Here is a 16844-nt window from a genome sequence, read left to right on the forward strand (position 1 = left end):
AATTTTTAAGTTATAACAAGTCACATGTTAAACAAAGAAGAGAATATTAAAAAAGATAAGGCGAAAGCCTATTGGAAAGAGAACATAAAGTATTTAACTATTCTCTTAATTGTGTGGGCTTTAGTTTCATATGGTGCAGGAATTGTTTTCAAGGATGAGCTTAACCAATTTAGATTAGGGGGATTTAAACTAGGGTTTTGGTTCGCCCAGCAAGGAGCTATGTATGTGTTTGTGATACTCATTTTTGTTTATGTAAAAATTATGAACAGACTTGATAAAAAGTATGGTTATGATGAATAATTTATCAATATCGCTATTAATGGATGTACAAAACTGGACCTATATTTTAGTAGGAATAACCTTTGCGCTTTACATAGGAATCGCCATTTGGTCACGTGCAGGTTCTACCAAAGAATTTTATGTTGCAGGAGGAGGCGTTTCGCCCTGGGCAAACGGAATGGCAACAGCAGCAGATTGGATGAGTGCAGCTTCATTTATTTCTATGGCTGGCATCATATCATTTGCTGGCTATGATGGAGCAGTTTATCTCATGGGTTGGACTGGTGGTTATGTGCTTTTGGCGTTACTTTTGGCTCCTTATTTAAGAAAGTTTGGAAAGTTTACGGTTCCAGATTTTATAGGTGATCGCTATTATTCTAATTCTGCTCGTATCGTTGCAGTATTTTGTGCTTTATTGGTGTCTTTTACCTATGTCGCGGGACAAATGCGTGGAGTTGGTATCGTTTTTTCGAGGTTTTTAGAAGTTGATATTAATACGGGTGTAGTTATTGGAATGCTAATCGTATTGTTTTATGCTGTTTTAGGCGGAATGAAAGGCATCACATATACTCAAGTGGCGCAGTATTGTGTGTTGATTTTTGCATTTATGGTACCTGCCATATTTATATCTATTCAAATGACAGGAAATCCGATACCACAATTAGGATTCGGAAGTGAATTAAATGATGGTTCGGGAATATATTTACTTGATAAGTTAGATGGTTTAAGTACAGAACTAGGTTTTTCAGAATATACCGAAGGTAACAAATCCACAATAGATGTCTTTGCTATTACATTAGCGCTTATGGTCGGTACAGCTGGATTGCCACATGTAATAGTTAGATTTTTTACAGTAAAAAGAGTTAAGGATGCTCGTAAATCCGCAGGAATTGCACTACTCTTAATTGTGATTTTATATTCTACAGCACCTGCGGTTTCAGTATTTGCGAGAACAAATATGATAGAAACATTATCTAATAAACCCTATTCAGAAGTTCCAGAATGGTTTAAGAAATGGGAAGAAACAGGTTTGATTACTTTTAATGATAAGAATAATGATGGTTTAATTCAATACGTAGCAGATCCTGAAAAGAATGAATTAGTAGTAGATAACGATATCATGGTTTTAGCAAATCCTGAAATTGCCAAATTACCAAATTGGGTAATAGCATTAGTGGCAGCAGGAGGATTGGCTGCAGCATTATCTACAGCAGCAGGATTACTTCTAGTGATTTCTGCTTCGGTATCCCATGATTTGATAAAGAAAGTAATTAACCCAAAAATCTCAGAAAAAGGAGAATTGAGAGCTGCAAGATTATCTGCAGTAGCAGCAGTTTGTGTTGCTGGATATTTTGGTATTAACCCACCAGGTTTTGTAGCAGCAGTAGTTGCACTTGCCTTTGGTTTGGGGCAGCATCTTTTTTTCCAGCAATTATATTAGGCATATTTTACAAGCGCATGAATAAAGAAGGTGCAATTGCAGGAATGATTGTAGGTATTGTGACGATGCTTCTCTATATGATGAAATATAAATTAGGTTGGTTTGATGACGTTTTGCCAAATAAAAGTGAATGGTGGTTCGGAATTTCGCCAGAAGGTTTTGGTAGTATCGCAATGATGATTAATTTTATTGTATCAATCACAGTCATGAAATTCACTAAGGCACCACCAATAGAAGTACAGGAAATTGTAGAAAATATTAGAATACCATCAGGAGCTGGAGAAGCCATAAACCATTAATATATTATGAGTAACTACCACATCAAACATCTAGAAGAATATTATCAAGTCTATCGTAAATCGGTTAGAGAGCCAGAAAATTTCTGGGAAGAAATCGCAGAAGAGCATTTTCTATGGCGAAAAAAGTGGGATACAGTTTTGGAGTGGGATTTCACAAAACCAGAAGTAAAATGGTTTAAAGGCGCAAAACTCAACATAACCGAGAATTGTATTGATAGACATCTACTAACAAGAGGTGACAAAACCGCCATTTTGTTTGAACCTAATAATCCAGATGAGCCATCAAACCCTATTACCTATAAAGAACTGCATAGCCATGTATGTAAAATGGCAAACGTGTTGAAAGATCAGGGTGTAAAAAAAGGAGATCGGGTATGTGTCTATTTACCTATGATTCCTGAGTTGGTGTATACTGTTTTAGCCTGTGCAAGAATAGGAGCAGTACATTCTGTCGTTTTTGCAGGATTTTCAGCAAATGCATTAGCAACGAGAATTACAGATTGCGATTCTAAAATAGTCATCACTAGTGATGGGTCTTATAGAGGATCAAAAACTATAGATTTAAAAGGTATTGTGGACGAAGCTCTACGTATATCTAAAGGTGTAGAAACGGTTTTAGTGGCAAAACGTATTTCTTCGGAAATAGAAATGCTCCAAAACCGTGACCAATGGTTACAGCCTTTGCTGGATAAAGCATCAGCACAATGTGAGCCAGAAATCATGGATGCTGAGGATCCTTTATTTATCCTTTACACTTCAGGGTCCACAGGTCAGCCAAAAGGGATGCTACATACCACCGCAGGTTATATGGTTTATGCAGCTTATACTTTTAAAAACGTTTTTAACTATATTGAAAATGATGTGTTTTGGTGTAGTGCAGATGTGGGATGGATCACAGGACATAGCTATATCATTTACGGACCATTATGTAATGGAGCAACTTCAATATTGTTTGAAGGCGTACCAAGTCATCCCAGCTACAGTCGTTTTTGGGAAATTGTCGAAAAACACCGAGTGAATCAGTTTTATACAGCTCCAACTGCCATTAGAGCTTTGGCAAAAGAAGGTGTTGGACATATAGAAGGTCATGATTTATCATCGCTCAAAGTATTGGGCACAGTAGGAGAGCCTATCAACGAAGAGGCTTGGCATTGGTATGATGATAACATTGGGAAGAATAAAGCACCAATTGTAGATACCTGGTTTCAAACTGAAAATGGAGGCATCATGATTACGCCAATTCCTTATGTAACACCAACAAAACCAACATACGCAACATTACCTTTTATTGGTATTCAGCCAGCTTTAATGGATGAAAACGGAAAAGAAATTGAAGGGAATCAAGTAAGTGGTCGATTATGTATAAAATTCCCTTGGCCAAGTATTGCAAGATCCATTTGGGGAAACCATCAACGCTATAAAGACACATATTTTTCAGAATTTAAAAATATGTACTTTACTGGTGATGGCGCTTTACGTGATGAAGTGGGTTATTATAGAATTACGGGTCGTGTAGATGATATAATTATCGTATCTGGTCACAATTTAGGAACAGCTCCAATTGAAGATGCCATTAACGAACATCCAGCAGTTGCAGAAAGTGCCATTGTTGGATTTCCGCATGATATCAAAGGAAATGCGTTGTATGGTTATGTCACGTTAAAAGAAACCGGAGAAGGTAGAAACCATGATAATTTAAGAAAGGAGATCAACCAAATGATCACTGATCAAATTGGACCCATTGCTAAATTAGATAAAATTCAATTTACTAAAGGGCTTCCAAAAACACGTAGTGGGAAAATTATGCGTCGTATTCTTCGGAAAATTGCTCACAAGGATTCCAGTAACCTGGGCGATATTAGTACGCTTTTAAATCCAGAATGTGTTGAAGATATCATTGAAAATGCTTTGTAGCTTTTTCGTTAGAGTTATAATCCGCTTTAATTGCACCACCAATTGAAATGCTTTTATCGTAGTATTGCATGAATCATATTTCAGTTTAAATAATGAAAAATATATTTATTATTCCGTTGGTGTTTCTAATGGTTTTTTCCAGTTGCGCTTCAAGAAAATTTAAGGACGTTCAATACATTCCGAAGAAAGAAAAAAAGGAGGCGTTGAGTCTTAATGTTTTTCAGCCAAGAGATAAAGACGCTAAAAATTTACCCGTGGTCATTTTTGTTCACGGTGGATACTGGACGGAAGGAGACAAGGATATTTACGGTTTTTTAGGAAGGAATTTCTCAAAACATGACGTTGTAACGGTGATTCCATCATATACGTTGAGTCCTAAAGCAAATTATGATACTATGGCTTCGGAAATTGTAAAGGCCATACAATGGACGGTGGATAGCATCACAAATTACAAAGGTAATCCAGATAATATTTATTTGATGGGTCATTCCGCAGGAGGTCATTTAATTGCATTGGTGAGTACAAATCCCAAGTATTTAGAGAACACCAGTGCTATAAAAGGAGTCATTTTAAACGATGCTGCAGGCTTGGATATGTATTCGTATTTACAAAATAATCCACCTACCACTGAATATAACTATATTACAACCTGGACCACAAACCCTGAGGAGTGGAGAAACGCATCTCCATTGTACTTTGTAGATGAAAAATCGCCACCATTTCTTATTTATGTGGGTGAGAAAACCTATCCTTCAATTAAAGAGCAGAACTCGGTTTTTATTGAAAAGCTTAATGAGTTTCAGCCAACTGTAAGCCCAATTTATTTAGATAAAAAACATGTACCAATGATGAGCCAGTATTTTTTTCCTTGGACATATCGTTATGATGAAATAATGGAGTTTATCAATGGTAACTGAATATATTAAATTTAGAAAAAGTTATTGATTTTCAGAATTAATAATGGTTCTCACCTGTCTCCATAAACTCTCAGAAATTAAGGAGTCTGCCTTGAGATCACCCATTAAATGGTCGATGTTTAACTTTTTTGTGTTACCTTGGGTTTCAATGCCAATAATATTTTTATCTGTTAACATTGCCATGTTCCATTTGTCAAAATTACGTGACTTTTTAACACCTTGCCATAGTGTTTTTACATCAAAATGGCGATCATCATTTTTGATGTTATCGTAAAGTTTTAAAATATGGTCTTTAGAACCTTCTATCATTTGAAAAAATACATTTTTGTGATAAAGAAGACTTCCTGTTATATCATATTCTTTATTCATCACACGAGCTTTTTCAAGAAGCGCCTCAATTTCTTTTTGGCTAAGTTCACCGTTTGAAATAGATCTATAAGTTACTTCGTATACAAAATCGTTATTTAGTAATGAGTTTTTATATTCACTCGGTAATACACCGTATCGCTCAAAAAATATTTTAGATAAATAACTTCTACTAGAATATCCAACCTCATAACAAATTTCAGAAATGGTCTTATCGGTCTTATAGATTAATTCTTTAGCGCGTTCTAATTTTACATTTGAAATATACTGATTTACAGAATAGCCATATAAAAACCTAAATCCAGCTTGTAATTTTTTTGGAGATAGTCCAGTTTCACCGCTTATTTCTCCAATAGAAATTCGCTTACCAAAGTTGTCTTTAATATAGTCTCCAATATTTGATAGCTTTGACAACTCTTCTAATGAAAGATCTGGTTGAAAGCTTTCTGTCTTTTTATCTTTGTCGTGCGCAATTATTTGAGATGCCAACATGTTTAGTACAGCAGCCTCAATTAAGAGTCTTCCTACTAGGTCTGTTCTGTTATTTTTAATAATTATTTCTGCAAATAAACCTGTTTTAAGATCGATGTCTCCAAAATAACGATACGTCTTTTTTCCAATGATATCTGCTAAAGTTTCACTAAGATTTATTTGTAAGGCTTTTTTATTTGAATTTGAGTATTCAAAGTTTTTTGGGTTGATTATCAAATAACAACACTTAAAATTTTTATCTGACGGAATTTTAAATTCTGAAATAGAATTAGGTTCTCCAACGATTATAAAATTCTGTCCTTTTTTTATAGCATTGTAGTTGTCTTCATCAGGGAATTTTTGAAGTTGTTCTCCCTCAAGTGGATACCCAAAATAGTAGGGTTTATCATCAGAAAATGTTACATCAAATAAAAAATTCTTTTTAAGTTTTATATCATAAATCCAAGCAGTCAATCCAGGAAAAAGTTCAAAAAGTTTTATAGTTCCTTTTCCATTTTGATTATCCAGAGTAAATTTTGCAGCACCAAGATCTTCATTTAAATCACCATTAAAATGCAGTGCAAATTGTCGCAACATTTTAATTGGGCTATCTTCTTTTAATTTAAACATTTAAAAAAGTATAAAATTTCGGTCATAAAAATAATAAATTTTCAGAAAATAAAGGTGTAAAAAACCGTAAGTAGTTTTTAATAATTTCACGAATACATCTTAGGTATAATGCTTTAAATATTAAATAATTACATAAATCAAAATCCTCTAATTAGAATAAAAGACACCAAATTGATCTTCAATTTTGAATATTTTGAAGAGTAATTAATTGCATACACTGAGCATTACAGATAAACAATCGATAGATGTTTAAGTTTTAATCAAACTACGTCTGCGCTTCATCCATAAAAACACAAACAAGGATAATAATCCAAATACAGAAAAACCGACAAACAAAGGGAGCACAGAGGTTTTTACGAAACTTCCAATATAGTTTGCAATTGGCACAGCCATTACTGTGGAAACAAACCCGTTAATTGCAGCGCCAATGCCTGCAATATGACCAAGAGGCTCCATGGCTAAAGATCTTAAATTTCCGAAGAGAAAACCAACAGCAAAGAACTGTAACAAGAAAAACGTAATCAAAATATGAATGCTTGGGTTCATTCCGTTGTGAAATAAAATCACATATAAAACCGAGACTACAGCATAAGCTATGGTCGCATAGTAAGCGATATTGAATGATCCAAAACGTATCACCAATCTGCTATTTGTAAATGTTGCAAATCCTACGGAAAAAGCGGTACTGGCAAAAATATAAGGAAATAGTTCTCCCAATTGGTATTGATCCTGAAAAATTTGCTGGGATGTGCTCAAATAGACCATAAAGGATCCAGTAATAAAACCAGAAACAAGCGTAAAAGCGATAGCTTCTTTATATTTTAAAAACTCTTTGGTGCCTGTAATAAATATGCTTGGAGAAAATGGTATTCGCTTTTCTTTTACAAGTGTTTCGGGTTGGCGTTTCCAAAACCAAAGTACGATGAGGAGCCCAATAATAAGATTGGCATTGAAAATCGCTTTCCAGTTAAAGTAGTCGAGAAGTAATTGGCCAAATGTAGGTGCAACTATAGGCACAAGGATAAAGAACATCACAATAATTGACAATACTTTTGCCATAAAATCACCACTATAGGTATCACGTGTCATGGCAATGGCAATTGTTCTGGGAGAGGAGAGCCCAATACCTTGGAAAATTCGTCCAATAATCATGACTTCAAAACTATTGGTGGTTACACAAACAATACTGGCAATCACAAAAGTTGTAAAACCAAAATAGACCATTGGTTTTCTTCCGAAGCTGTCAGATAATGGTCCAAAAACCAATTGTCCAAATCCCAGTCCCAAAAAAATCATGGTTATTAATAATTGATTATCTGCAGGATTTGTAACACCTAGATTACTGCCAATTTCAGGTAAAGCAGGTAATAAAGCATCAATCGAAAGAGCGACAATTGACATCAAGGATGCCATAAGTGCGATAAACTCGATCTTAAAAGTGGGTTTGTTTTGCATCGTGCAAAAATACGAGAAATCACCTACTAATGCTTCTCAAAAACTGAATTAACAAAAGATTGACTTTTAAAAAAATTGAAACTATTTACTAACGTATCTTTGCCGAATAAAAATATAAGATGCAGCATTTTAAAACTCCCGATACAACAGATAAAACCAAACAAAAGGTAACCCTTAAGCAAGCTTTTGCAACGATTATCTGGCCACGACGAAAGCTAGTATTTATAGGTTTGATTCTCATTGTGATAAAAAGTTTGTCAGGTTTAATTTTACCATGGCAAAGTAAGGTGTTGCTGGATGACGTTGTGCCAAGTGGCAGCACCAAAGATTTATGGGTGTTGATTACCATTGTAATTATTGCCATAACCGTTCAGGCAGTTACGTCGTTTCTACTCACAAAAATCTTAAGTGTACAAGCGCAATACCTTATTAGCGAACTTCGTGCACAAGTACAAAAAAAGGTGCTGTCATTACCAATAAGTTTTTTTGATAATACAAAATCTGGAGCGCTGGTATCTAGGATTATGACAGATGTAGAAGGTGTTAGAAACCTTATTGGCACAGGTTTGGTGCAATTGGTTGGCGGTAGCTTTACAGCCATCATTTCATTGATAATTCTTATAAAACTCAACGCCTGGATGACGCTTTTTGTGTTTGTTCCTTTATCTATCTTCGGAATAATCGCCCTTAAAGCATTTAAATACATTCGACCGATTTTTAGAACCCGAGGGAAAATAAATGCTGAAGTTACTGGTCGTCTTACAGAAACATTGGCAGGAGTTAGAGTCATAAAGGCTTTTAATGCCGAAGAACAAGAAAACAAGATTTTTGAGGTTGGAGTTGATCGATTATATCAAAACGTAAAGAAAAGTTTAACCGCTACCGCATTAATGACCAGTTCCTCAACCTTTTTAATTGGTGTTGCCACAACAGGGATTATGGGTATTGGAGGTTATTATATGATGCAAAGCGAAATGACGACTGGAGATTTTCTGTTTTTTACTCTGGTGCTCGGTTTTATGATTGCTCCAATCGTACAAATGAGTAACATTGGCAGTCAACTAACTGAGGCGCTCGCAGGTCTTGACCGTACAGAAGAATTAATGAACATGAATGCAGAAGAAGATGATATGAATAGAACGATAGAGCTCCAAAAGTTCAAAGGAGAAATTGAGTTTAATAATGTATCCTTTGCTTACGAAGAAGGAAAACCTGTATTGCATGATATCAACTTTAAAGCAGCATCTGGCGCTGTAATTGCATTGGTAGGAAGTTCTGGCTCCGGAAAATCTACAATTGCAGGACTCTCTGCCACATTTTTAAATCCAGGAAAAGGTAAAATTACTATTGATGGTGAAGATCTTTCAAAAGTTAAACTCCAAAGTTTTAGAAAGCATTTAGGAGTTGTGTTGCAAGACGAATTTTTATTTGAAGGCACCATTCGTGAGAATATCATGTTCCCGAGACCAAATGCTACAGAAGTACAATTACTTGCAGCTGTAAAAGCTGCTTATGTCAATGAATTCACAGATCGTTTTGATGATGGTTTGGAAACCTTAATAGGAGAGCGTGGTGTGAAATTATCTGGCGGACAAAGACAACGTATAGCCATTGCCAGAGCTATTTTGGCAGATCCAAAAATTATTATTTTAGATGAAGCGACCTCAAATTTAGATACCGAGAGTGAGGCTTTAATTCAAAAAAGTTTGAGTGAACTTACAAAAAACAGAACCACAATCGTCATAGCCCACCGTTTGAGTACCATTAGAAAAGCAGATCAAATTTTAGTCATAGAAAATGGTAAAATAGTAGAACGTGGTAATCATGACGAATTGATAACTTCAAAAGGACGTTATTTTGACCTATATACTTATCAAGCAAAAATCTAAAAATTGTAAGCAGAGCACTGTGTTTTCGATATGTATCAGCCAGCAAATGTGTTAATAAAATAAAGTTTAAAGCACCTATTTAAATCAATTTCCAATATCTTTACTTTCAACCTAGAATACTTATGTCATGAATAAATTTTACCTGTATCTTGTTATTCTGTGTTTATGTTTTTCTTCGGAAATAAAAGCACAAGAGCTATCCATTTCAGAAATTAAAAACCTTATTGAATCCTATAAAAAAGATCCTCGCGGACCGTATTTACGCATCAAATGGTTTTGTGAGGACGGGACAGAGCGTGAACCAAAAGATCCATGTCCAGATAAAGTAGACGGTATCCAACACGCAAGCTTTAAGGAATCAACAAAAAATCTTAGAAAAAGGAACTATTTGTTTTTTGCTGAAATTTTAGCCAGTAACAAAGAAAAAGATTTTCTCGATGCTGAAAACGATTACAGCAGATTAAAGCAATATCAAATCAATCAATACCTATCCAGTGTCGATGATGGTTGGGTGTTACAAAAAGCACAATATTACAGAGGCGCTTTGCAAAGTGAAGACGAAGAAGCTTGGGGAAAAGCGTTTTTTGAGAACATCCTTAAAGATGACGATTTTTTAAACTCACATTATTATTTAATTCGTCAAGCATTAAAGGATATTCCACATAATGGCGATGATAATTTAGCGCAGTTAATGCGAAGTCAGTCTAAAACGTTATCTGAAGACATTCCAGCTTTTATGGATGCCAGAATTAAAATTCACGGTCAGCCACAAGCCTCTGATATTGAAATGGTAAAAACATTTATGAGTAATCAAAGTTCTAAAATTTCCGAAGCAAAACGAAAGGATTTTGAGGATTTAATAGAGACAATGAAAGAATTCTATGCACCTTTAGATTTAAAATCTCTAGCAGGTGAGATAGAAAAAATGTCTGTCACAGAGGATATTAAAAATAGTTTTCGAGTTCTCGTGGAGTCTTCTGAAAGAGAACCATCTGCAGAGCAATTGGTCACAGATATTACAAATGTTTTGTATCAAATTAGATTAGATATCACCACGGTAGATGGTAGTAAATCCCGTTTAAGATTATTGGATTTGTCAAACAGGCTTGAACAAAAATTACTCATCGAATCGCAAAACTGGGAAACGGAATCACTAGCACAAAACTTAAACAAAATAAATACATTGGTCTGTGCTTCTATGGGAACAGGTTTAATTGAAAACTGGGAGTATACTGCTATTGAAAACGAAGTCACAGATCACTTGACTGGCTCTAAAATAGACATTACGGAGCTTAATGATATTTTAGGAACCGCTAGAGGTGTTGTTGAATGGAGTGCATCAATGGTGAAAGCCAACTATCAAGAAATTGTGGATACTTACACAGCTTTTGAGCCATTGTCTTATGGATTTATTGATGATCGCGTGAGAAGTAGCGTTGCTTTGAATCTCGGTAATACGGTTAGTGATTTAGGTGCATTTGTATCAAAACTTTCAAATATTGAAAATAAAGTAATGGATGTGGATAACCAATCGGCAATTCGTGGTCTAAATCCTGGTTATGCATTTGGAAAATTAATAGTAGTCGATGGCAATCCTGATGCAATCGAAGTCAATACAAACAATATTTACATTTTTGAAAAACCACCACATGATTTGAAACCTGTGGCTGGTATCATGACGGTTTCTGAAGGTAATTTGGTCTCCCATGTACAATTATTGGCAAGAAATCTTGGGATTCCCAATGCAGCGCTGTCCTACGATAATTTGAAGGAATTAAAGAAATTTAACGATAAAGAGGTGTTCTACGCAGTTTCCAATAAAGGGAATGTGATCTTAAAATTGGCAGATGATATGTCTTCTTCGGAAAAAGAACTGTTCACCAAAAAAGAGCGTAGCAAGAATATTGTTGAGGTGCCAACTGCTCAAATCAAATTGGATGTTACCAAAATGGTAAACATGCGAGATGTGGATGCTAGTGACTCGGGTAAATTGTGCGGACCCAAAGCTGCAAACCTTGGTGAGTTAAAAAAGATGTTTCCTGAGCAAGTGGTTGAGGGGTTAATCATTCCCTTCGGAATTTTTAGATCACACATGGATCAACAAATGCCTGGAGTAAATGCATCTTACTGGGAGTTTCTCAACAAGACTTTTGATGAGGCAGACCAGATGAAACGTGATAATGTTTCCGAAGAAAATATAGAGGCATTTCAATTAGAGGCATTATCTAAACTGTATAATGCGATGCTGGATATTAATTTAGACCCTGCATTTGTGGCAGATATAAAATCTAGCTTTACATCTGTTTTTGGGGCTCCAATTGGCGAGGTACCTGTGTTTTTGAGAAGCGATACCAATATGGAAGATTTGAAGGAATTTACTGGTGCTGGACTTAATTTGACATTATTTAATATTAAAGATGAAGATAAGATTATAGAAGGGATAAAACGTGTTTGGGCTTCGGCTTATAGTGAGCGCAGTTTTAAATGGAGACAGAAATTTTTGTCAAACCCAGAGAATGTGTTTCCTTCAATATTGATTATTCCTAGTGTGGATGTGGATTATTCTGGCGTGATGATTACTAAAGGTATCAATTCTGGAAATGACAATGATTTGACTGTTGCGTTTAGTAGAGGAGCGGGAGGCGCTGTAGATGGACAATCTGCAGAAACACGTTTGATTACCGCTCAAGAAAATGTGTTGTTGTCTCCAGCAAGACAGCCAGATTATATAAGACTGCCAGTTTCTGGAGGCACAAAATCATATACTACTCCTTTTGAGTCACCAATATTGAATGAAAAAAATATGAGTGACATCCGAAATCTTGCAGCTCAAATCAGGAAAAATATGGTATCACATTCTGATGCTAAAAATCAAGCTTACGATGTTGAGTTTGGGTTCAAGGATGATAAATTGTGGTTGTTTCAAATACGACCGTTTGTTGAGAATAAACAGGCAAAAAGTTCAGATTATTTGGCTTCCATTTCATCTCAAAATGATTCAGATCAATCTGTATTACTTAAAACAAAATTATAATTATGAAAAAATTATTTTATATATCGCTATTAGTTGGAGCTGTATTATCTTTTGGATTGACTTCGTTTTATCCAATTGATGGTTACAAAACTACAGGTATTAAAAGGTTATATCAATTGCAAAAATTTCAGGAAGATTCCGTGCCATATAATCGTATACCATTTGGAGCCTATAAAAAATTAGATGAGATAGAATTAAATCTTAAGTCAAGAACAGATAGTATTGATGAGTTATTGGTGGAGGATAAGGATTTTGCAAAAGATATGGAACGGTTATTTCCAGGTTCAGGATATTCTGCCAGTATTATGGATATGTCAAATCCAGATAAATTGCGTTATGCAGCATTTCGGGAAAATACGGGTTACCAACCGGGAAGTGTTGGTAAATTAGCTGTTTTATTAGCGGTAATGGATCAAATGGCAAAGGTTTGCCCAGACTCTTGGGAACAGCGCACAATGTACATGCAGGATATTAAAGTAACCTCTAGATATTGGGGCTTGGGAGATCATCACACCATCCCTATTTACGATATTGAAAAAGATAAATTAGTAAAACGCCAAGTTATAGCAACCGATGAGTTTTCTATCTATGAATGGTTAGATCACATGGTCTCTGTAAGTAATAATGGTGCTGCAAGCATTATGTATCGTGAGGCCATGTTGATGGCAGCTTTTGAATCTGATTACGTGAATTTAACTGCGGAAAAAGCTGAGCAATATTTTAAGGATACACCAAGAGACTCTTTAACAAATCTAGCACATGCTGTAGTTAACGAACCTTTACGAAGATTAGGAATTACAGAAGATGATTGGCGTCTAGGTGGCATGTTCACCAGATCGGCAGACAAATATGTTGGACGTAAGGGTGGAAGTACTGGAACTCCAAAAGGATTGATGAAATTTTTAGTTCAATTAGAACAAGGCAAGGTTGTAGATGAAAAATCGAGTTTAGAGATGAAGAGACTAATGTATGCGACCGATCGTAGAATTAGATATGCAAGATCAAGTCGATTGGATAGTGCAGCAGTTTATTTTAAGTCTGGGAGTTACTACAAATGTGATCGTACTAAGAATCCTAATTGTAAAGATTATGCAGGTAATGTATTTAATTATATGAATTCTGTTATTATTGTAGAGCATCCAAATGGTGTGAAATATATCACTTGTTTGATGACTAATGTGCTTAATAAGAATTCTGCGGGAGCACATATGTATCTAGCGAGTATGATTGATGATATCATCAATAAGGATAATAACGCGATGAAAGAAGCTATTAAGGAAGAAGAATATAAGAGTGATAATGAAGAAACCGATAATTAAGTATTGGTCCGCTTTCTTACAATTTCAAGAGCATTTTCTGCGGAAAATCTAACGTCTTCATTTTGATGCTTAGTCAATTTGTTTAATATCGAGTAATATTTAGGGTCTTTAAGCAACTTAATTAAATGCAAACATTCAAGTTTCATTTTCTTGCCTCTATTTTTAATAAGCATTTTTAAGCATTTGTTTTCTGGCATGATGTTGAGTTGTAAAGAAGAATGATCAACATCAGTACTTACCAATACGTAATGCTCAATAACGGGAAGTACAGATAGCTTTAACTGGCTCTGTAATAAGTTGTCCAGAAATTCTAGGGCATTGATTCGAGCCTCTTTTACATCGCTCAAAAGAGCAGAATACGTGATTTCGATATCAGATTCCTCATATACTAGACTTAATAGATTGAAGATGCATTTTAAACTGGTTTCAGCTTGGTTTTCTAATAATTCAATAATGTTCTGTCTTGCTATTAAAATATCAGTACTGTTGATTTTTTCATCATTAAAATCATTATCAATTGCAAACTGAATGGATGCTATAGCATCTAATGTTCTTTTATAATAGTTACTTTCTCTAACTGTAAATTTTCTAAGCAAACGTTTATTGAAATATAATTTCACATTGCTCACTTCTAATTTATTCAGTGCTTTTGTTGCAGCTAATCTAATCACGATATCTTTACTTCGGAGTAATTTTAAAAGTACGTTAACTGCTTTTTGAGTTTTAAATTTACTAATGATTTTTGGAAGTTGCGACGCTGTATTACTGTTGAGTATTTCTGTTTTTTCTAATTTGATGATGTAGTCAATAATTTTGACTCCATAATTTTTTAAGGCTGTTATGGCATATTTTCTATAGGTTTTTTCAGCAATAAGATCAATTAAATTATTTAGAAATTGGTCACTAGCGGTAATACCCGAAGCTTTTATCGCGTGCTTTTTTATGTATGGATTTTGGTTTTCTAAATGCGTTGCAATAAAAGAGTAATATTTTGTCATGCGAGATTCTGCAATGGTGATAAGAAGCTCTGCTATTGAGGTTTCTCTCTCATGATTTTCTGGTAAGGTTAGGGTTTGTAAACGATTCTCAATTCTATTATATAAACCAAATTGCAGTGCTAGTTTTTGGTTGGCAGAGGCTTCTTTTGCCAAACAAAGTAGTGCAGCATTAGAAATATAATCACTCTCATGATCCAGATAGGCTTTAAAAAACTGTTGTTCTTTTATAGAAGAGTGGTTTAAAATATATTCTAAAGCAGTATAAACAAGTTCGTCATCTTTTGATAATGTAAGAGGCTCAACGCGATTGAGGGCTGTGCCTTTATCATATAGATAAAATTGTTTTATTGCTGCTATTTTTACTTTATTAGAAGGATGGTTAAGTAAATCAATGACGTTAGATTTGAGAGTGTTTAATTTATTTGAATTGATGTAATCAAGCAACGATAGTATTTGATGTTCCTGTCCTTCATCTAAAATTTTACGAGCTGTTTTTAATGTGGTTTCGTATTTTGGTTTAGTTGAGGTTTCCGAAGAATTAATTAATGTGCGTTGAATATTAGTTCTAAATGAATTAAAATAGGCTTCTCTTAGTTTATAAATCAAAATGATCCAGATAAAGACAAACAACAATACAATAATGGTGATATAAGATGTGTTTAAATCTAATTTTCTGATTAAAAATATGAGCATAAAACCTGCAATACCAGTAGCAATACTATCTACTGCAACATCAATGTAGGATTTTGCCTGATTTTTAATGTGCAAAGGAATGGGCATAATGGATAGCTCAATTGCTGCTTTGTTTATAGATTGTTTAAAGCTGCCATCTACACCTTTAATGATGACGAGAACCCATAACTCCGGAAATGTTAAAAACAACAAACTCCCTAGTGCAATGGTAAACGGTAAGATGAGCAGAGTGGAGGCAACACCAATTCTGCTTAAAACACGATTTGTAAGAAAGAGCTGTATGGTGAGCGCGATGACATTGAATGTTGAAAACCAAAATCCGAAAAAGGATGCTAAATCCTCTGAATCGCTGTAGGCTCTATTAGCAAAATCACTAAATTGAAAATCAACTAATTTGGCAACAATCACACTAATACCCGTAATTAAGGCAAGGTAGGTGAGATGCTTTGACTTTAAAATTAATCGTAATGAGCTTTGTTCAAAATTATTTTCATTATGTTTTCTTTGAACTCTTATATATGAGTTGAGTTTATTTACCCTGAGTTTCCATATTTTTTTTAGAATTGGGATACAGAATAAAATCAGCAATGCTGCTAATAGTATGACCTCTTTATTTCCAAAGCTTGAAACAACTAAACTTGTTAAGTAACCTCCAAAAACCCCTCCAGCTATTGCTCCAGCTCCTATAAAACCAAATAGTCGTTTTGCTTCTCTTGCATTAAATACCAAATTGGCCAATACCCAAAATTGAGATGTTGCCATAACAGCAAATAAGGACACTCCCAAATAATAAATGTACAAAACCCAATCTGTAAGAAAAGAATATTGTAAAATGGCTGCAAGACCCAAAAAACCTAAGCTAAATAAAACTAAAGAAACACTTGTTACCCTTAAAAGTGAAAATTTTTGAATGGCTTTATTATAAAAGTACGATGTTATAACCGCAACCACTGCCACTAATAAATAGCCATAGGGCAAATTGTCTGCGCCCAATTGTGAAAGGAATAAAGCATTGACAGTAGGTTTAACAATGAGAAGAACAGTAATGATGATAAATATATACAGTTGCATTAAAAAAGAGATGTATATTTCACCATCTCTTATTCCAAAAGTTTTATTTATTAATGTTCTAAGCAAAT

General features: G+C 34.7%; 9 protein-coding genes and 1 pseudogene. 7 read left to right on the forward strand and 3 right to left on the reverse strand.

Features of this window, described 5'->3' with window-relative positions; genetic code table 11:
- Positions 1-24: 24 nt before the first annotated feature.
- The 4 genes and pseudogenes from GQ40_RS03590 (at position 25) to GQ40_RS03605 (ending at position 4850) form a co-directional block, all read left to right on the forward strand.
- Positions 25-300: a DUF4212 domain-containing protein gene (locus tag GQ40_RS03590; RefSeq protein WP_047545825.1), complete on the forward strand. Its 276-nt coding sequence runs from the start codon at positions 25-27 to the stop codon at positions 298-300.
- A 19-nt stretch (positions 301-319) separates the two neighbouring features.
- Positions 320-2019: pseudogene (locus GQ40_RS03595) on the forward strand (sodium:solute symporter family protein).
- Between the two features lie 6 nt (positions 2020-2025).
- On the forward strand, positions 2026-3933 hold the full coding sequence (gene acs / locus GQ40_RS03600) for an acetate--CoA ligase (RefSeq protein WP_047545827.1): 1908 nt from the start codon (positions 2026-2028) through the stop codon (positions 3931-3933).
- Positions 3934-4025: 92 nt separating this feature from the next.
- The gene (locus GQ40_RS03605) at positions 4026-4850 is read left to right on the forward strand and encodes an alpha/beta hydrolase (protein ID WP_047545828.1); all 825 of its coding nucleotides are present in this window, start codon (positions 4026-4028) and stop codon (positions 4848-4850) included.
- A 21-nt stretch (positions 4851-4871) separates the two neighbouring features.
- On the opposite strand, the gene GQ40_RS17015 is transcribed toward GQ40_RS03605, so the two are convergent.
- Both GQ40_RS17015 and GQ40_RS03615 read right to left on the reverse strand, forming a co-directional pair.
- Positions 4872-6317 (reverse strand): BLUF domain-containing protein, encoded by a 1446-nt coding sequence (locus tag GQ40_RS17015; protein WP_052184136.1) that lies wholly within the window; start codon positions 6315-6317, stop codon positions 4872-4874.
- 249 nt (positions 6318-6566) lie between these two features.
- Positions 6567-7772 carry a multidrug effflux MFS transporter gene (locus GQ40_RS03615; protein ID WP_047545829.1) on the reverse strand — a complete coding sequence of 402 codons (1206 nt, stop codon included), beginning with the start codon at positions 7770-7772 and terminating at the stop codon, positions 6567-6569.
- A 119-nt stretch (positions 7773-7891) separates the two neighbouring features.
- Here GQ40_RS03615 and GQ40_RS03620 point away from each other — a divergent pair, with 119 nt between their 5' ends.
- The 3 genes from GQ40_RS03620 (at position 7892) to GQ40_RS03630 (ending at position 14014) form a co-directional block, all read left to right on the forward strand.
- A complete protein-coding gene (locus GQ40_RS03620; RefSeq protein ID WP_047545831.1) occupies positions 7892-9661 on the forward strand; it encodes an ABC transporter ATP-binding protein in 1770 nt (589 codons plus the stop codon).
- 127 nt (positions 9662-9788) lie between these two features.
- Positions 9789-12695, forward strand: a complete 2907-nt coding sequence (locus tag GQ40_RS03625) for a PEP/pyruvate-binding domain-containing protein (protein WP_047545833.1) — start codon at positions 9789-9791, stop codon at positions 12693-12695.
- Between the two features lie 2 nt (positions 12696-12697).
- Positions 12698-14014, forward strand: a complete 1317-nt coding sequence (locus GQ40_RS03630; RefSeq protein ID WP_047545835.1) for a serine hydrolase — start codon at positions 12698-12700, stop codon at positions 14012-14014.
- Here the strand turns inward: GQ40_RS03630 and GQ40_RS03635 are convergent.
- On the reverse strand, positions 14011-16842 hold the full coding sequence (locus GQ40_RS03635; RefSeq protein ID WP_047545836.1) for an Npt1/Npt2 family nucleotide transporter: 2832 nt from the start codon (positions 16840-16842) through the stop codon (positions 14011-14013). The genes GQ40_RS03630 and GQ40_RS03635 overlap by 4 nt on opposite strands.
- Between the last annotated feature and the right edge of the window lie 2 nt (positions 16843-16844).

It is taken from the genome of Psychroserpens sp. Hel_I_66 (assembly GCF_000799465.1).
Lineage (GTDB): Bacteria > Bacteroidota > Bacteroidia > Flavobacteriales > Flavobacteriaceae > Psychroserpens.